The following is an 18,423-nucleotide window of genomic DNA, read 5'->3' on the forward strand; positions in this document are numbered from 1 at the left end:
GCCCCATGGGGCAGGCCCGGGCTCCGGGCCTAGCGGAACAGACGACGTCAGATAGGACACATCTCCTGTGAACACGAATCACCGACCGTTCTGGCGCCGGTGGACCCGCGCGGCGGCCGTCACGATCGCCCTGGCGATCGGCGCCGCCCTGCCGTTCACCGCGCCGGCGAACGCCACCGCGGACCCGCCCGCCGGCAAGTACCCCATCCGCGGTGTGGACGTCACGCACTACCAGCATCCCGACAACGCCGCCGTCGACTGGGCGCGGGTCGCCGGGTCAGGGGTGCGGTTCGCCACGTTGAAGGCGACCGAATCGACGACCTACACCGACCCGTGGTTCACGCGGGACATCTCCGCCGCCAGAGCGGCCGGCGTCCCGGTCGCCCCCTATCACTTCTACATCGCGCGCAGCCCCAACACCGGGGCCGCGCAGGCCGACCACTTCATCTCCGTCGTACGGGCCACGGGCTACACCGGGCACCGCCCGGGCGACCTCCCGCCCGTCTTCGACTTCGAATGGGACTGGAAGACCGGTGACTGCCCGGCGTACGGCACCATCGCCGACGCCAGAAACTGGCTGGACCGCGTGCAGGCGGCCTTCGGCGTCAAGCCGATCATCTACACCGCACGGGGCTTCATGACGAGTTGCATGGACAGCAGCACGGCGCTGAGCTCCTACCTCCTGCAGGTAGCCGACTACGTCGACGGCCACACCAGCCCCGCCCTTCCTCCCGGGTGGAACACCTGGCTCATGTGGCAGTACACCAACACCGGCTCGGTCCCCGGCATCCCAACGACCAACGTCACCCTCAACGTCTTCAACGGCACCCAGGCGCAACTGGACGCCCTGGCCAACCGTTCGTCGGCGCCCCTGGACGCCGCGCCGGTGGTAGGCAGCAACGCGGACGGCCGGGTGCAGGTGTTCGCCCTCGGCGGCAACGGCGCCCTCTACACCAAGTGGCAGGCCACTCCCAACGGCATCTGGGGCGACTGGAAGAACCTCGGCGGCACCGACCTGCGATCCATCGCCGCTGGCCGCAATGCCGACGGACGGCTCCAGGCGTTCGCCACCGGCGGCAACGGCGCCCTCTACAGCACCTGGCAAACCACCCCCAACGGCGCCTGGGGCACGTGGACGAACATGGGCGGGCAGAACCTCACCTCCAGCATCGCCACCGCTGCCAACGCCGACGGGCGCCTCCAGGTGTTCCTCATCGGCGGGGACGGCGCCCTCTACAGCCGCTGGCAGACCACTCCCAACGGCATCTGGGGCGACTGGAAGAACCACGGCGGCACCGACCTGCGATCCATCGCCGCTGGCCGCAATGCCGACGGACGGCTCCAGGCGTTCGCCATCGGCGGCAACGGCGCCCTCTACAGCACCTGGCAAACCACCCCCAACGGCGCCTGGGGCACGTGGACGAACATGGGCGGACAGGACCTCACCTCCAGCATCGCCACCGGCGCCAATCCCGACGGCCGCCTCCAGGTCTTCGCCATCGGCGGCAACGGCGCCCTCTACAGCCGCTGGCAGACCACTCCCAACGGCATCTGGAGCGACTGGAAGAACCACGGCGGCACCGACCTGCAGTCCATCGCCGTGAACCGCAACGCCGACGGCCGCCTCCAGGCGTTCGCCACCGGCGGCAACGGCTCCCTGTACAGCACCTGGCAGCCCACGCCCAACGGCGACTGGGGCACCTGGACCAACATGGGCGGGCAAGACCTCACCCCCCGCATCACCACCGGCGCCAACGCCGACGGCCGCCTCCAGGTCTTCGCCATCGGCGGCAACGGCGCCCTCTACAGCCGCTGGCAACTCACCCCCAACGGCACCTGGAGCGACTGGATGAGCTTCGGCGGCACCGACCTCTGACCGGTCTCGGCGATCACAGGCCCGGGATCCCTTTGAGGGCGCCCGGGACCTGGTGATCGCGATGAGACGCGTCGCACCGTGAACGGGCACGCATGGGGGTCTGGGGAGCATCAGAACCGGATCGTGCGCCTGTAAGGCGGGCGGCGCGTGGAGACATCCGGATTTTCCGTTCCTCACTCAGCCTGGATCCACCGACCGGTATTCGGAGTTGAATGCTGTCCGGACATGACGATGCCCTCCGAGCTGGGTAGCCGGTCCTCCGCCGGTTCGCTGGGCTGTGTCGGGTGGGCCTGCGGTTCTGCCGGCGCCTGCGGTTCCGGTTCCGGCCCGGGCGGGTCAGCGGGTGGGGGGTCGTCTCGGAAGAGTTCGGGGATCGCCCGGTAAAGGACGGCGGCGATGGGCACGGCCACGACCGCGCCCGCGATACCCGCCAGGATGCCGCCGACGGCGAGCACGAGAATGATCGCTAACGGATGCAGGTTGAGCGCACGGCCGACGATCAGCGGCTGGAGTACGTGGTTCTCCAGTTGTTGCTCGACGAGCAGGATGCCGACGAAGATCAGCGCGTAGATCGGGCCCTTCGCGCCGAGCGTGACCAGCGTGGCCACGGCTCCGGCGAAGAAGATGCCCACGAGCGGGATGAAGCTGGCCAAGAAGATCAACACGGCGAGCGCGGCCCACAGCGGCACGCCCATGATCGCGAGCACGATGCCGATGATGACGCCGTGCACCGCGGCCACGGCAACGGTGCCTTGGACGTAGTGCGACAGTGTGATCCAGGCGGTGCGGCCGGCCCGGTCGACCCGCGGTGCGACGGTGCCGAAGGCCTTGAGGAACCAGGCCCAGATCCGGTCGCCGTCCTTGAGCAGGAAGAACGTCACGAACAGCAACAGCACGATGGCGGCCAGGACCTCGAGCAGCACGACGGTGCCCGCGAGTACGGTGGAGGTGATCTGCCGCTGCTGCTCGGTGACCATCGTCGCGAGGTCGTCGACCCATCCGCTGAGCTGGTTCGGCTCCAGGTGCAGTGGGCCGGTGTAGAGCCATCCCTCGACCGACTTGGCGGTCTGCTGCACCTGCCTCACCAGCCCTGGGAACTCCTGGTTGCCCCGTACACCGATGATCCAGCCGGTCCCGCCCAGTACGGCGAGCGCGACGAGCATGGTGACCCACGTGGCGTAGATCGACCGCAGGCCCGCCGCGCGTAGCCGCCTGGTGAGCGGGAACAGCAGTGCGGTCAGCAACAGTGCCACCGCCAGCGGCAGCGCGACGATCCGCAGCCTGGCCACGATGCTGAAGACGTAGGTGGCCACGATGCCGATGAGGATCAAGCACGCGCTCCACGCGGCCATCCTCGCCAGCGTGGCGGGGACGAGCCGCCACAGGCGTTCTCGATCAGATTTCACGCATTCCACACTCACGCCTGGCCGCGGAACGCACAAGGCATCCGACGTTGGTCTGTCCCCGGCTTGAGGCCGACGTATGAAGCCGAGCTGAAGTCCCTCTGAAGCTCCCTGCTCCTACGGTCGTACGTCATGATCAGAACCGTCGGTACGAGGGTCATGAGCCGACGTACAGGCCGCCCTTACGGTGGCCGCATCAGCACCGCACCTGTCGGCGACCATGGCCGCACGCGCCTGTGTTCCCCCGGACGTACGCTGGCGATGTGGTGCCTGCCGCCGCTGGTCGTCGAACCGGCTCGGCAGGCGCCGGTGTTCCCCGCGCGTCGGCTCGAGTCAATCCGGCGATGTTCCGCGGGCCGCGGGTGACGGAAGCCGGACGACGGCGACGTGCTTGATCAGGGTCTGGTCGAGGAGTCGTCGACGGACCGGTTGGTAGTCCGAACCGTATTCCGGTTTCGATGGCTGAATGCGTGTTTCCGCGTCGTTTCCTGAGCGCGGTGCGGGGACCGGAATGCGTGAATTCGGTGGGCGCACTCCGTGAGCGCGTCCTCAAGCTCCGTACCGCACCCGGGAGGAATTGCGGGCAAGATGGAGCAGGTCGATTGTCGCATTTTGGATGACCTACGAAATGAGGCCGATGATCTGGTTTGGCGTATTAGGCCCCCTTAGGGCCATTTACGATGATCGTCCGGTTACCATTCCATCGGGGAAGCAGCGCATCGTTCTGGCGACCTTGCTGCTGAACGGCAACCGGCATGTGTCGCAGGACAAGCTGATCGAATGCCTCTGGGACGGCACTCCCGCTCGGAACGCCGGGGGAGCGCTTCAGACCCACGTCGCCCGCCTGCGCCGTACCCTGGGCGACGGCCGCGACGGCCGCCCGTTGATCAGCACGCGGAGCCTGGGCTATGTCATCGAGGTGCGCGAGTCGACCTTCGACCTGTTCCGGTTCCGCGATCTCGTCGGCCAGGCCGACCGGATGTCGCAGAACAAGGACGCGACCGGCGAGGGGCGTGCGCTGGAAGAGGCGCTCGCGCTGTGGCGGGGACCTGCACTGGTCGACGTGCCGTCGGAGTCACTGCAGCGTGACGAGGTGCCCCGGCTCACCGAAGAGCGGCTACGGGTGCTGGAACGCTGGTTCGACGTCAAACTGGTGACCGGCGGCGGCAACGAGATCGTGCCCGATCTCAGATCGGCGACGGCCGAACATCCGCTCCGCGAACGCTTCTGGGCCCAGTTGATGCTCGCTCTGGTCGGCTCCGGTCGGCAGACCGAGGCGCTGGAGGCCTATCGCACCGTCGTCGGCCTGCTGCGCGAGGAGGTGGGCATCGACCCCGGCGAAGAGCTACGCCACCTGCACCGATCGATACTGACCGGCGAGGCGGAACCCTCCTTCCCGTCGGGTCAGGACCCCATCGTGGTCACCTCGTCCCCCGCCCGGCCGGGGCCGAAAGAGACCGTCGAGCAGGGTGTGCCGGTCCCGGCGGAGCTCCCCCGGGACGTGGCCTCCTTCGTCGGGCGCGCCGACGAGATCCGCCACCTGTGTGGTCTGCTGACGGCACCGGACGCCTTCACGATCTGCGTCCTCACAGGAGCGGGTGGCGTCGGGAAGTCGGCTCTCGCCGTCCACGTGGCGCACCGCGTCGCCCACCGGTTCCCCGACGGGCACCTGTACGTCAACCTCCACGGTGCGACCCCGAACGTCGCGCCGCTCAAGCTCGAGGAGGTGCTCGGCCGGTTCCTGCGCTCCGTCGGCGTCCCGGACGCGGCGATACCGCCCGGAGCGGACGAGGCCGCGGGCCGGCTGCGCAGCCTGACCGACGGCAAGCGGATGCTGATCGTCTTGGACAACGCCTACGACGCGGCTCAGGTGCGACCGCTGCTCCCCGGCAGTAAGACCTGCCGCGTGCTGGTCACCAGCCGCAAAGCACTCGCCTCACTCGACGGGGTCGCCCATCACCGCATGGGCGCCCTCCCTGCCGACGAGGCCGTCGCCCTGCTCGGGCGCCTGGTCGGCCCGGAGCGGGTGGACGCCGAGCCCGTGGCCGCCGCCCAGATCGCGCGGTCGTGCGAGGGACTGCCGCTGGCCATCTGCCTGGCCGCCTCCAGACTGATCGCCCGGAACACGTGGCGTCTGTCCGTCCTCGCCGACCGGCTCGCCGCGGAACAGGGCCGCCTCAACGAGCTCCAGATCGAGGACCAGGCCATCCGCGCGACCTTCCAGGTCGGCTACCAGGATCTGGGCAACGAGGCCGGCGGGCGAGCCGTCACCCGGCTGTTCCGGCTGGCCGGCCTGCTCGAAGGCCCGGACATCGGTGTCCCGGTCGCGGCGGTGCTGGCGGGTCTGCCCGAAGATCAGACCGAAGAGCTGCTGGATCGCCTCGTGGACGCCCAACTGCTGGATTCCTCGCGTCCCGGGCGCTACCACACCCACGACCTGCTGCGTCTGTTCGCCCGCGAGCGCGCCGCCGAGGAGGAGACCCGCTCGGCCCGCGCGGAGGCCGTGCGACAAGCCCTGCACTTCTACCTCGCCACCGCCCGCACCGCGACCCTCATCGCGGTCCCGTCGGCGGCCTCGGTCACCGAAATCCCCCCGCGGACGCCGGCTCATCCCGGGGTGGCGTTGAGTACCCATGAAAGCGTCCAGGCGTGGGTGGACGACGAGACCGACAACGTCATGGCGGCCGTACGTCAGGCCGCACGAGCACCCGACGGCGACCCTGGGCTGGCCGTCGCTCTGGCCGCCGCGATGGATCCGCCGCTGCGAGCCCGCGGCCGATGGCAGGAGAATCTGGCCCTGTTCGAGATGGCGGTCCACGCCGCCGACCGTACGGGTGACCCGCTTCATTTGGCGCTCACACACGGCGACCTCGGCTGGGCCAAGCTGCGACTGGGGCACCTGAGCGACGCCGTCACCCACCTGCGGACATCCCTGACCGCCTACCGGGAGCTCGGTGACATCACCGGCGAGGCGAATCAGCTGGACGGGCTGGCCAACGCCTACCGCATTCTCGGCCGTTTCGACGAGTCCATCCGGTACCACCACCAAGCCCTCGCCCTCAGCCGCGAGCTGGGCAACCGCTTCGGCGAGAGCGCCATACTGACCCACCTCGGGCTCACCTACCAGCGCGCGGGGAGATTCGACGAGGCGATCAAGGCCCACGCGCAGGCCACCGATGTGGCGAGGGGAATCGGTGACGTGGTGAAGACGCTCATAGCGCTGGGCAACCTGGCCGAGGCCCTGCGGCTCGCCGGTGATCCCAAACAATCGGCCGTGACCTTCGAGGAGGTCCTGGCCACCGGGGAGGGCGCCGGCCACTCCGGGACGTACTGGGAGGCGGAGCACCTATGGGGGCTGGGCCGCGCGCTTCACGACCTGGGCGAGTCCGCCCAGGCCCGGCGACGATGGGCCGAGTCCGCCGCCATCCTCCACGACCTCCACCTCATCGACGCGAGCGAACTGCACGCCATACAGGCCGGCCCGCTCCCGGAGACCCCCGACGTCATCCAACGCAACCTCTGACGGTGAAGGCAGGAGGGCAGTGTGAACGCGCTCACCCCGTCGCTTGCGCGCCGCTGTCGGGGCGCCGGGCATGGAGACAGCCGGACGACAGCGAGAAGCCATGCCCTCGTGATTAGCCTCGTGCTCGGAAGGCCGAGCAGCGTGGGGACTGCTCAACGGGGATCGACCCAGGTTCGGGCGGCTGGTTCGCCAACGGGTCGTGTAGGTCGAATGTGATCAGGGGGATGAATGATCTCTTTGGTTTCGAGCCACCGGAGGTCTGATTGATGTTGGTATCACTGGGGCTGCGTCCCCTCGCCGAGCGAGTGTACAGATTGCTCTTGACGAGGACGGACCTGGATGTCAAGTCGATCGCCGACGAGCTGTCCGTTTCCGAGGAACAGGTGCGTGCGGCCTTCGACCAACTGGCCGAGTTGGCATTGCTGTCGCCGTCGTGGGAATCGCCGGGCGGGTTCCGGCTGGTCCCTCCGGGTGTGGGCCTGCAGGGACTACTGGATCAAAGGCATGCGGAGTTGCAGAGCCAGCAGGACCAGATCACCGAGACCCGGGACGCGATCGCCGCTCTTGTCCGCGAGTACTCCGATCGGGTTCCAGACGCGCATCATCCGGGAGCCGGGAGGATCGTCGGGATGGACGCCATCCAGACACGTATCGAGATCCTGGCAGCGGAGGCCGTCTCGGAAGTGGCCAGCATGATGCCGGGAGGCGCCCAGGATCCGGGGTTGATCAACGCGGCCAAGGCGTTGGACCGGCGGGTTCGCGAGCGCGGGGTCGACATCCGCACCATCGGACTGGACAGCATCCGGAAGAACGCGCCCACCCTCGCCTACGCCGAGTGGCTGACCGGCATCGGGGCGCAGGTTCGCACGGTGCCGAGCCTGCCCACCCGCATGCTCATCTACGATCGCAAGGTCGCCTTACTGCCGGTGGACACGGCGAACACCCGGGGGGCGGCCGTGCAGATCCCCGACAGCGGCACGGTGACCGCGGTGCTGGCGCTGTTCGAGCAGATCTGGGATGTGGCGACGCCCATCGGCACGCCTCTGCCCAAGGACCAGACGGGGCTGCTGCCACAGGAGCGTGAGCTGCTCAGGTTGCTGGCCGAGGGCATGACGGACGAATCCGCCGGTCACCGTCTCGGTCTGTCCCAGCGCACGGTGCGGCGCATGATGGCCGGCATCATGGAGCGCCTCGGCGCTCGTAGCCGGTTCGAGGCCGGATTGCGCGCGGCGCAGCAAGGCTGGCTGTGACCCTTCGCCCGGTCGCGTCCGAGCGACGCCGGAAGGCTTCCGCCTTCCGGCGGGCGCGTTCACACCGATGCGGCACTGGGTGCGCTACCCGGCCTCGACCGAAAGCTCGCGAGGCGGCATGGCGGCGTGATCGGCCGAGTCGCCACGCCACATTTTGATCTCCAGGAGAAGGTGTCCGGGCTGGTCGCCATCGTCGAGGCGGATCACGGAGACCTGACGAATCGCTCCATCCGGCGGAGCGACCCCGGGGGAGGGGTCTTCCCGCATGATGCTCAACGTCACCCCGTCGGTGAGCGGCGCGGCGGCGATCGTCGTCCCGGTGGCCGGTGGGTAAGCGCCCTGCGCAACGCCTTCTGTCGCCTTGGAGACGAACCGCGCCCGTGCCCGGCCTTCGAGACCGAGACCGTCGGCCAACAGGCGGACCGTCTCCAACCTGGGCCGGTGAACCCGCCCGCTCTCGAGGTCGCGAATGGCGCGCACGCTCAGGGCGGACAGATCGGCGAGGTGTTGCTGTGTGAGCCCTGCTCGGATGCGGAGGTTGCGCAGCAACGAGCAGAACGACTCCTGCTGTAAAGCTGGTCCTTCCATGACGTTCATACGATCCTTCTCGATATGTGAAACGGACATGCCGGCTACAGTCCCTCGTCTTGGTCGGTGGATTCGGCTTCGAACAGCGTGTCCATCGCCGCCGAGATGAAGTCGGCCGCGCAGTGGGTGACCACCCATCCCAGCAGGTTGGCGTTCCCGGCGAGCGCCTCGTCGAGCAGTGCACGGGCACCGTTCTCGGCCTGGGAGAGATCGGCGCCGCTCAGATAGAGGACCAGTGAGACCCCGCTGACGTCACCACGTACGTAGGCGTGCCCGACATCGACGTGTCCGCGCCAGGCGGTCAGCCACGAGCGGAGCAGGTCGATGTCGGGTGGAGCCGGCCCGGCGAGGATGGGCGCCAACCGGGCCGTGATCACGTACATGGGCGTTCATCTCACAGCCGGGGTCCGCTTATCCCCATATGTTCCCGTCGCCGGGAGCACCGGGCTCCCGGGGACCGTCGGCCAGGACGACCGCCACGCCGGCGGGAGCCTGAGCGGTGACCGGTGATCCGGTGCCGGCGAGGCCCAGAGCGGTCGCGGCGAGGGCGACGGCGACGATCTTTACGATGGTCCGGTTGCTGGTTCCCATCTCTAACTCCCCGTTGTCGGAACCCCTTGCTGTCTGACTCGTCCGAGTATTGCCACGGAAAGCGGGTCATCAGAAGCGCCGGGGCCTGGCCTAAAGAGGTCTGGCCTAAAGGTGCCTGACTTCGGCGGGGACGCCTGACCTGGAACGCGCCGGGGCCGGTGTGACGGGAACCGGCAGGTCCGTGAACGCGCGAGGACGCGAACCGGAAGGCATGCGGCAGTTGGCCACCTCCCGTCATGGCCGTTGCACGCCTCGCAGATGCCTGGACACCCTTCGTTTCGGTGCCACACGATGAATGTGAAGATCCCTTTGATTCTGCTCGTGAAAGGTCGTCATGCCGCAACCGAACGTTATTGCCCCACGTTCGTGGATTGAGCCTGCCAAGCATTACCTGACCGTTCTTGAGAATCCGTGGTATCAGAATCTGGTGGTGCTCCAGGATGTCATCTCGCATCGGACCACTGAATTCTGGACGTCCAGGAACGCTCGCTGTCTCCATTTGCCGATAACGACGGGGTCCATTTCCAGCCCCATGGGCCGCGGCAGCGACAGCACCCCCGTTCGGGTCGACCTCGATGGGGTTCCCACCTATCTCGCTGATTCGATGCAGTTCATGCTTGAGTTCGGCTGCCGGCTGTCCCCCGGCGGGGCGTATTACCTGATGCCCTCGTTCAGAGGCGAACCCGCCGACCGGACGCACCTGTGCCAGTTCTTCCACAGCGAGGCGGAGATCGTGGGCGGCCTGGACAGCGTGATGGGGACCGTGGAGGAGTACCTGAGGCATCTCGCCGAGGGGCTGCTCGTCCATGGGCGGGCCGCGATACTGGACGCGGCGGGAACCGTGGACCACCTGGAGGAGCTCGCCGGGTCGGCCGCCCTCCCGCGCATCACGTTCGACGAGGCGGTGGCCCGGCTGCGCTCGTCCCCGGAGTTCGTGGCCGAGCCGGAGCCGGGGAGCCGCAGCCTCACCCGGGCCGGTGAACGCGAGCTCATAGAGCAATTCGGCGGATACGTGTGGGTGACCCACATGGACCACCTCAGCGTGCCGTTCTACCAGGCCTTCGCCCCCGGCGACCCGGGCAAGGCACTGAGCGCGGACCTGCTGTTCGGCATCGGGGAGACGGTCGGATCGGGGGAGCGGCACACCGACGCCGCCGAGCTCGAACGCGCGTTACGCCTGCACGAGGTGCCGGCGGACCACTACCAGTGGTACGTGACGATGAAAGAACGTCATCCGCTGCGCACGTCCGGTTTCGGGCTCGGCGTCGAACGTTTCCTGCTGTGGGCCATGAAACACGAGGACATCCGCGATCTGGCGTTGCTGCTGCGTTTCAACGGCCAGCAGATCCTTCCCTGACCGGTCCCCTTGAGAAAGACCTCCGATGACGCAGACAGAAGTGCTCGAATATTTCCGCAAGAAGGCCGACGACTATGACCGGGTGGACGAACAGGTCTACTGGCGGCTGTCGGACCAGCTCCTGTGGGAGGCGCTGCAGGACCACGTACTGCCCCGCCTTCCCCAAGGCGGGCGGCTCCTGGACGCCGGTGGCGGCACGGGGCGGTGGACGCACAGGCTGTTGAGGGAACGCCGCGATCTCACCTGCGTGCTGTTCGACCTCAGCCCGGACATGACCCGGCACGCCACCGCCAAGGCGGAGCAGGACGGCTACCTCGACCGTCTGAGCGTCGTCAACGGCGATCTGATGGAGGTGGCCGACCGGCTCGGCGGCGAACGCTTCGACCTGGTCATCAGCTTCCACAACGTGCTGGGGTTCGTGGCGGATCCCGACGAGGTGCTCCGGCAGCTCGTCATGCTGATGGCGCCCGGCGCCCAGCTGGCGCTGGTCCTGCCCAACCGCTATCACGCGGCCTTCTTCAACGTCCATGTCGGCGCGCTCGACGAGGCGGAGTCGGCGCTGGCCGAGGCCCGGGGGCGGTTCACCCCCGACATGCCGGTCATGCATCTGTTCACGCCCGCGTTGCTGCAGCAGACGCTGACCGCGCTGGGCCTGGCCGTCTCGGTCAGGTCGGGGTTCCCGGCGTTCATCTACCCGGGCTACCAGGAGACCCAGATCGAAGGCACCAGCGCGGGGGTGTCGAGGAGTCTGGCCGATCCGCTCAGGTACGAGCGCGTTCTGCGGATGGAACGGCGCGCGCGCGTCGAGCCGGATCTGGCCGAACGCGGCAACAACCTCTTCTTCGTCGCCCGCCGAGAGCACGTGGAGTAAGGGATGTCTCCACCGACCCCCTCTCACGGCCGCGACGGGCGACTCCGCCCTGCCGTCCCGCCGCTCCCCGCGCCGCTGCGGCCGGGCGACACGGTAGGGCTCTGCTCTCCGTCGATGCCGCACGCCGCCCGGTTTCCAAGGCGCCGCGCCCGTGCGGTGGCCGCCCTCGGCGCGGCCGGGTACAAGGTGCGGGAGGGCGGCAACTGGCTGATGGACACCGGCCACACCGCCGGCGGCCCGCGAGAGCGGGCCGAAGACGTCCACGAGCTGTTCGCGGACCCGCAGGTACGGGCCGTCATGACCGCCATCGGCGGCTACAACGCCAACCAGCTCCTGGACCTGCTCGACTACGACCTGATCGGCGGACATCCCAAGCTGCTGATCGGCTACAGCGACGCCACCGCGCTGCTGCTGGCCGTGTGGAAACGTACCGGGCTGAGGGTGGTGATGGGCCCCCAGCTCCTGCCGCAATGGGGCGAGCCCGGCGGCTGCCTGCCCTATACGGCGGCGATGCTGGACCGGACCGTGGCGGTACCCCACCCTCTGGGCGAGGTTCCCTTTCCCGAGGAGCAGGTGACCGAGTTCCTCGCCTGGGACTCGGCCGACGACCGTCCCCGACGCTGCGGGCAGGCACCCCCGGTGCGGACGCTCCAGGAGGGGGAGGCCGAGGGGTTTCTCATCGGGGCGAACCTGGACACACTGCTGAGGCTGGCCGGTACGGACTTCTGGCCGGACCTGCACGGCGCGGTGCTCCTGGTGGAGACGGCGAGCGCTGAGATCGGCGAGATCGAGGCACAGCTCACCCAGCTACGCCATCTGGGAGTGTTCGACCAGATCCGGGCGCTCGGGCTCGGGAGGTTCACCGATCCCGCCCTGGACCTGATGCCCGAACTGGCGTCCGTGGTCGGACGGGCGGCGCGGGGCTTTCGCGGCCCGATCCTCAGCGGGCTCCCCCTGGGGCACACCGACCCGATCATGTGCGTGCCGTTCGGGGCGCGGGCCCTGCTGTGCGCGGGAGCGGAAAAGAGGCTGGCGGTGCTCGAAGCCGCGGTCGCAGAGGACGGCCCGCGGTGACCGGCGAGGCGGTGCCAGAGCGGGTGGGCAGAAAGCCCGCCCTCATGGCGGCGATCCTCGGAGCAGTCCTGGTGGGGCAGTTCTTCCATACGGTCGTCGATCGCAACCGCTGGCCCTTCTGCTCCAACAACATGTTCAATCGCACGCTGCCGCGCAGGTTCCCCCAGCTGCGGATCAGGCTCAGGGACGGGGACGAGTGGACGGGCCTGCGCCAGGTCTACGGCCTCATGCCACTGGAGTTCTTCAGGGTCGTCGACATCTTCGCCGTGATCCTGCTCGAGAACCAGGACGAGGAGCTGAAGGACAGGTTCTGCCGGACGATCCTGCGCCGGCTCAACACACGGCCGTGGGCCGCGTTCGACGAGGTAGGACGCTCGGAACGGCCGACACATCCCCGTGGTTTCACCGGGTTGGAGGTACTCATGGTCACTGTCGACGTCGCAGACTACCGCATGGCCGATGACGGGCCGCTCTACGACCACCAGGTGCTGTACCGCTGCGAGGCCGACTGATGCGGCGCAAGCTGTCGGACATCCTCTTCCGGCAGGCGGACGCCGCCGACCGGCTGCCACTCGTGCGCGTGAGCCTGGGCGCCGCGGTCCTGCGCACCATCGTCCAGATGCCCCCGGGCTCCTTCTTCGCCGAACACCAGGACACGGTGATGGCGGTGCGGCAGCGCGGCGATCGCGCGGTCAGGCTGACCGCCTTCCAGTTCAACGCGCTCCGCCTGCTGTCGCTGGCCAGCGTCGGTCTGTGGACGATCGGGGTACGCCATGCCGCGGTGCGGGCCACGGCGGCCGCCAGCTTCGCCGTCCTCAACGGGTACGTCGCCCAGTTCCACCCTCGGCTGTGGAGCTACAACAGCCATCTCAACCTGTTCCTCTGCGCCGCGACCGCGGTCGACACCACCAAATGGCTGAGCGTCGGCAAGCGCCCTCCCGTGGCGAGCACGAAAGACGAGGCGCAGCTCCAGTCCCTGGCCCTCACCGCCATGCAGCTCGGCTCGGCGGCGATCTACAGCCAGGCCGGCCTGTCGAAGATCCTGCACGGAAAGGTGCGGTGGATGAGCCAGGGAACCACGCTCAAAGGCGCCCTGGCCGTGCTCGGGACGCCCGCCGGACACCGGCTCAGCGCCAACGACTCGCTGATGCGGGCACTGAGCGTGGTGACCGTCGCCGGGGAGGCCGCCTTCCTGCCGCTGCTGGTGACACGCTGGAAGGACCGCAGGCTGATCGCGCTCGGCGCGATCGCCTTCCACCTCGCGACCAAACGCCTCCTGGGCATCTCGTTCTGGCACCTGTGGGCGTTGTACCCGGCCCTGTTCATCGTCGCGGCCCCGGGAGGCGACCGTAGGTGAAGGGTGTTCACCGCGCACGCCCGCACGTCCTGACCCAGCGCTGGGAGGGCCGGCCATGGCGCGCCAGCTGACCGACGACCATCTACCGGTGGCCACCCGCCTTCGCCGGAACCTGGAGCGGCTGACCGCGGACTTCACCGGCCATTTCCTCCGGGAGGGCGCCGAGGAACTCGTGCCCGAGCCCACCGTGCCGCGCGACGACCCGACCGTCCTGTTCACCAACTCCGCGGTGGTGGCCTTCAAGCCCTACCTGCGCGGTGAGCTCGCACTGGGCGGCAGGACCCTGGTGGTCACCCAGCCGTGCGTCAGGGCGCACAACCTGAAGACCATGTTCGCCGAGGCGTTCGCACCCGAGTTCGTCCTGCAGTTCACCATGCTGGCCGCACTCGCGCCGGACGGCGCCGCGTTGACCCGGGCGATCGCGCGGTTCTTCGGCGGCACACTGAACCTGGACGGTTCACAGGTCCTGATGAAAGCGGCGTCGGACGACCACGACCTGCACACCGGCTGGCCGGCCGGCTGGTCGCCGCCTGTCGCCCGCGACACCGAGCGGCGGCGCTACTACCGCTGGAAGTTCGGTGAGCCCCGGATGACCGGCAGGGGCGCCACCTTCGCCATCGCGCAGGGTCCGGGGAGATGGCGAGACCTGGGCAACCTCATCGCCTTCGAGTGGGACGGCCGTACGGTCGGGTACGGATTCGGAATAGGCCTTGAGACGCTGGCCGCGTGCCTTGGCCGGAGCCGCTGGGTGATAGACGCGATGCCCATCGGGGCGCTGCCGCCCGCGGAGAGCGAGCAGGAGGCGAAACTCGCGGACCTGCTAGGCCTGCTCGCCCGCCTGTACCACAACGGCATCGCCGTATCCGGCCGCGCGCAGGGGTACATCATGCGTAAGGCGTTGATCGCCCTTGACCACCTGGCGGCCGGGCTGGGCGTCCCGGAAAGGGAACTGCTGGCCAGGATGCGCGCGATCGCGGTCGTGCAGGGCCGCGGCGAGGACCTGGCCGGCGCCTTGCGGGGAGATCTCGAGCGGCTGCGCTCCCGGCCCGAGGCGGTGCGCTCGCTCGATCTGTCGCTGCGCTGCCGACGGGAGGTGACCCCCGAGACGCTGTGCGCCGCCATCGACCGTATCGCCGTACCTGACGTGCTCAGCATCGAATCGTCGATCTCCGACGTCTGGCGCGGTCCTTCCCTCGGCGAGGACGAGCACTCCGTCACCATCTCACTCGCCCTGTCGACCCGGCACCCGATGAGGCCCCCACAGGTGCGGGCGGCACTGCGAACGGTGACCCGCGAGCTCGCGGAGAAGTACGGGGTCGTCCTGCGCGGCCAGGTCTGAGACCCACTCAACGTCCGAACACCTCGATCACCCCAGAACCGGCGGAGCGAAGTTGGCAGAGTCAGAGGAGATGTACGCGCGATTCTCGGCGGACCTCGAAGGAGCCGCGACGAGGAGCGAACTGGCGGCCGTGCAGAACCGCCACCTGGGGCGCGCCAGTCGTATCAAAGAGGAGTTCCGCCGCCTCGGGGAGCTTCCCGAGCCGCAGCGCCGGGCCCGTGCCTCCATGCTCAACGACCTGGCCCGGCGCATGCGCGAGGAGGTGGACGGCAGGATCGAGGCCGCACAGGCGGCGGAGAGCGAGCAGCGGCTCGCCTCCGAGTGGCTCGACATGTCGCTGCCCGGCCAGGCGCCTCGCCGCGGAGCCTGGCATCCCCTGACGGAGGTCGAGCGCCGCTGTCTGGAGGTGCTGCGCCGGCTGGGTTTCGAGCGTGCGGACGGTCCCGAGGTCGAGGACCCGTACCACAACTTTGACGCGCTCAACATCCCGCAGCACCACCCGGCCAGGGACATGCAGGACACCTTCTGGCTGGACGCGGGGTTGCTGTTGCGCTCCCACACGACCACGATCCAGGCGCGGGTGCTGAGCGCGCGGCCGCGGCCGCCCGTGAAGGTGGCGGCGGCGGGCCGTGTCTACCGCAACGAGGCGGTGGACGCGACGCATATGGCGATGTTCCACCAGCTGGAGGGGTTCTGGCTGGAGCCCGGACTCACGATGGGGCACCTGAAGGAGATCCTCGTCTACGTCGCCCGTGCACTGTACGGCCGGCGGGTGAAGCTGCGCTTCAAGCCCAAGTACTACCCCTACACCGAGCCCTCGGTGGGCTTGGACATCGCCTGCACGGCCTGCGGGGGAGAGGGCTGCGAGGCCTGTCACCGCGTCGGCTGGGTGACCATCATCGGCGCCGGGATGATCCACCCCGCGGTGCTGCGCGAGTTCGGATACGACCGTGACGGCGTCAGGGGCATCGCCTTCGGCTGGGGCACCACCCGGATGACCGCGCAGTGGCTCGGTATCTCCAAGGTGCGATCGCTGTACGCGCCGAACCAGCGCCGGCTGGCCTACCTGCACCGAGGAGTCGCATGAGGATTTCCCTCACCGGACTGCGGTCGTTCCTGCCGCACCTGCCCGAGGACGTCGTGCGCGTGCGTGACGCGCTCGACGAGTCCGGCCTGGAGGTCAAGACGATCGAACCGGTGGACGAGGACACCTGGGTGACGCTGGAGTTCCTCGCCAACCGGGGAGACCATCGCAGTTACCTGGGCGTGGCCATGGAACTGGCCGCGCGGCTGGGCCACTCGCCGGTGCTCCCGCCCGTGAGCGAACTGGAGGTGGGCGCCGGCGATGTCCACGTGTCCGTGGAGTCGCAGGCGTGCCTGGCCTACTCACTCACCCCGCTCACCGTCCTCGACGGGACGGCCGCGCTGCCGCACGAGGTGTCCCGCAGGCTCATGGCGGGCGGCCTGCTCACCGGGTCCGTCCTTGTCGACGCGGCCAACGCCGCCTCCCTGGAGTTCGGACAGCCCACCCATGTCTTCGACGCCGACCGGGTGAGCGGAAGGGTCCGCGTCCGCGCGAGCCGGGCCGGCGAACGCGCCCACCTGCTCGGTGAGCCGAAGGCGAGGTCGCTGCCCGCGGGGCTGCCGGTCGTGGCGGACCAGGAGAAGGTCCTCGCGGTGGCAGGGGTACTGGGCTGCGAGGAGTCCCGCGTGCGGGAGGGGACGCGCCGCATGTTGCTGGAGTCCGCCACGTACGACCCGGTGGCCATCAGGCAGGCCGCGGCCGCGCTCGGCGTCTCGTCGTTCGCGTCGCAGCGGTACGAACGCGGGGGCGACCCCACCGCCGTGCTGCTGGGCGCCGGCCGGGTGGTCCACCTGCTCGAAGAGGCCAAGGCCGCGAAGAGGGACGGGGTGACCAGGGCTCCGGTGCGGTGGTCGTCCCCGGCGCCGCGGATCTCCCTGGATCTGCAGGACTGCCGCGACCTGCTCGGCGTGCGGCTCACCCTGGCCGAGGTCGCGGACAGGCTCGCCCAGTACGGCTTCCGCCACGACGGAGAGGGCACGTTCGCGGTGCCCGGCGCGCGGATCTGGGACGTCAGGGAGGCCGAGGATCTCTACGAGGAGCTGGCGCGGCATATCGGATTCGACTCGCTGCCGGCGCAGCCGCTGCCGACCGGGTCGGGCGCCCTGCTCACCGCCAAGGAGGAACTGGTCCAGGCGATCGGTGACACCCTGGTCGGGCTCGGCTTCTACGAGACCTTCACCGAGGGCTTCTACGGCCGGGACATGCTACGCCTGCTGTCCCCGGCCGAGTCGCACGCGCTCACCGGGCACGTGCGCATCCTCAACGCCGAGGAGCGCCGGTATTCCATGCTGAAGAACAACTGCCTGGCCCAGGCGGTCGCGGCCGTCGGCTCCAACCTGCGGTTCAAGCAGGAGGACGTCCGCCTGTTCGAGGTGACGCGCGTCTTCGAGCCGAACGCCATGGCCGGCAACGGGCTCTGCAGTGAGCGCGAGGTCGTCTGGGCGATGGCGCTGGGCGACCTGGATCCGGGCAGGTGGTCCGGCGAGGCGGGCAAGATCGACGTCTTCTTCGTGCGCGGCGCCGTGGAGGAACTCGCGGTACGCTGCCAGGCCGTCGTGGCGTTCCGCGCGCTTCCCGAGGCCCACCCGCTGGCCGCCTTCCTGCACCCTTATCGCAGTGCCGAGATCCTCATCGAGGGCCGGCACGCGGGACTGCTGGGCGAGGTCCATCCCGACGTCCGGCAGCGCGGTGGCCTGGGCGGGCACCGTCCTTGCTACCTGGAGCTGGACCTCGCCGCCTGGGAGCTCGGAAAAGAGCCCCTCCGGTCCGCCCCGTTCCACGAGGACCCCCCGGTGGAGCGCATGCTCGACTTCGTCATGCCGCGAGCCGTGCTCAGCGAAGAGGTGGCCGCCGTCATGCGCGCCGTCGCCCCTCCGTGGTCGCGCGGTATCAGGGTCGGTGACGTCTTCGTCCCACGCGAGGCGGCCCCGGGTGAGCGGTCGGTCACCTACGTCATCACCTTCGACAGCGAGCCCGCGCGCCTGTCGGACGAGATCAACGCCCAGCTCGCCACCTTCATCGACGCCGTGACCGAGCGGTACGGCGCTCAGGGCGTGCGCCTGCGCTGAATCGCGCGGCCGAATCGCCGAATTGCCGAATTGCCGGAAGA

General features: G+C 69.1%; 15 protein-coding genes. 11 read left to right on the forward strand and 4 right to left on the reverse strand.

Annotated features, from left to right (window positions below):
• Positions 1–67 precede the first annotated feature (67 nt).
• The gene (locus ABD810_RS33450) at positions 68–1,876 is read left to right on the forward strand and encodes a DUF8189 domain-containing protein (RefSeq protein WP_344950122.1); all 1,809 of its coding nucleotides are present in this window, start codon (positions 68–70) and stop codon (positions 1,874–1,876) included.
• 173 nt (positions 1,877–2,049) lie between these two features.
• Here ABD810_RS33450 and ABD810_RS33455 read toward each other — a convergent pair whose 3' ends face one another.
• Positions 2,050–3,282 carry an AI-2E family transporter gene (locus tag ABD810_RS33455; RefSeq protein ID WP_344950125.1) on the reverse strand — a complete coding sequence of 411 codons (1,233 nt, stop codon included), beginning with the start codon at positions 3,280–3,282 and terminating at the stop codon, positions 2,050–2,052.
• A 634-nt stretch (positions 3,283–3,916) separates the two neighbouring features.
• Here ABD810_RS33455 and ABD810_RS33460 point away from each other — a divergent pair.
• Together ABD810_RS33460 and ABD810_RS33465 are read left to right on the forward strand one after the other, a co-directional pair.
• On the forward strand, positions 3,917–6,802 hold the full coding sequence (locus ABD810_RS33460) for an AfsR/SARP family transcriptional regulator (protein ID WP_344950128.1): 2,886 nt from the start codon (positions 3,917–3,919) through the stop codon (positions 6,800–6,802).
• A gap of 320 nt (positions 6,803–7,122) precedes the next feature.
• Complete coding sequence (locus tag ABD810_RS33465; protein WP_344950131.1) at positions 7,123–8,052, forward strand: helix-turn-helix transcriptional regulator; 930 nt, start codon at positions 7,123–7,125, stop codon at positions 8,050–8,052.
• Positions 8,053–8,136: 84 nt separating this feature from the next.
• On the opposite strand, the gene ABD810_RS33470 is transcribed toward ABD810_RS33465, so the two are convergent.
• Genes ABD810_RS33470 through ABD810_RS33480 form a run of 3 tightly spaced genes read right to left on the reverse strand, consistent with a single transcriptional unit; the run spans position 8,137 to position 9,231 of the window.
• Positions 8,137–8,649: a helix-turn-helix domain-containing protein gene (locus ABD810_RS33470; protein WP_344950134.1), complete on the reverse strand. Its 513-nt coding sequence runs from the start codon at positions 8,647–8,649 to the stop codon at positions 8,137–8,139.
• A gap of 35 nt (positions 8,650–8,684) precedes the next feature.
• A complete protein-coding gene (locus ABD810_RS33475) occupies positions 8,685–9,023 on the reverse strand; it encodes a hypothetical protein (protein WP_344950137.1) in 339 nt (112 codons plus the stop codon).
• A 28-nt stretch (positions 9,024–9,051) separates the two neighbouring features.
• Positions 9,052–9,231, reverse strand: a complete 180-nt coding sequence (locus tag ABD810_RS33480) for a hypothetical protein (protein ID WP_344950139.1) — start codon at positions 9,229–9,231, stop codon at positions 9,052–9,054.
• Positions 9,232–9,565: 334 nt separating this feature from the next.
• Here ABD810_RS33480 and ABD810_RS33485 point away from each other — a divergent pair, with 334 nt between their 5' ends.
• The 8 genes from ABD810_RS33485 to ABD810_RS33520 are packed head-to-tail and all read left to right on the forward strand — an operon-like array spanning position 9,566 to position 18,382.
• Complete coding sequence (locus ABD810_RS33485) at positions 9,566–10,588, forward strand: asparagine synthetase A (protein WP_344950141.1); 1,023 nt, start codon at positions 9,566–9,568, stop codon at positions 10,586–10,588.
• Positions 10,589–10,613: 25 nt separating this feature from the next.
• Positions 10,614–11,459 (forward strand): class I SAM-dependent methyltransferase, encoded by an 846-nt coding sequence (locus tag ABD810_RS33490; protein ID WP_344950144.1) that lies wholly within the window; start codon positions 10,614–10,616, stop codon positions 11,457–11,459.
• A 3-nt stretch (positions 11,460–11,462) separates the two neighbouring features.
• A complete protein-coding gene (locus ABD810_RS33495; RefSeq protein WP_344950147.1) occupies positions 11,463–12,533 on the forward strand; it encodes a S66 peptidase family protein in 1,071 nt (356 codons plus the stop codon).
• Complete coding sequence (locus tag ABD810_RS33500; RefSeq protein WP_344950151.1) at positions 12,530–13,045, forward strand: hypothetical protein; 516 nt, start codon at positions 12,530–12,532, stop codon at positions 13,043–13,045. The genes ABD810_RS33495 and ABD810_RS33500 overlap by 4 nt, the downstream gene beginning before the upstream one ends.
• Positions 13,045–13,890, forward strand: a complete 846-nt coding sequence (locus ABD810_RS33505) for a hypothetical protein (protein ID WP_344950154.1) — start codon at positions 13,045–13,047, stop codon at positions 13,888–13,890. The genes ABD810_RS33500 and ABD810_RS33505 overlap by 1 nt, the downstream gene beginning before the upstream one ends.
• A 55-nt stretch (positions 13,891–13,945) precedes the next feature.
• Positions 13,946–15,229, forward strand: coding sequence for an alanine--tRNA ligase-related protein (locus ABD810_RS33510; protein ID WP_344950157.1), 1,284 nt, complete (start codon positions 13,946–13,948; stop codon positions 15,227–15,229).
• A gap of 52 nt (positions 15,230–15,281) precedes the next feature.
• Positions 15,282–16,316 carry a phenylalanine--tRNA ligase subunit alpha gene (gene pheS / locus ABD810_RS33515; RefSeq protein ID WP_344950160.1) on the forward strand — a complete coding sequence of 345 codons (1,035 nt, stop codon included), beginning with the start codon at positions 15,282–15,284 and terminating at the stop codon, positions 16,314–16,316.
• Complete coding sequence (locus ABD810_RS33520) at positions 16,313–18,382, forward strand: phenylalanine--tRNA ligase subunit beta (protein ID WP_344950163.1); 2,070 nt, start codon at positions 16,313–16,315, stop codon at positions 18,380–18,382. Before pheS ends, ABD810_RS33520 begins: the two co-directional genes overlap by 4 nt.
• The last annotated feature ends 41 nt before the right edge of the window (positions 18,383–18,423 follow it).

It is taken from the genome of Sphaerisporangium flaviroseum (genome assembly GCF_039537005.1).
GTDB lineage: Bacteria > Actinomycetota > Actinomycetes > Streptosporangiales > Streptosporangiaceae > Sphaerisporangium > Sphaerisporangium flaviroseum.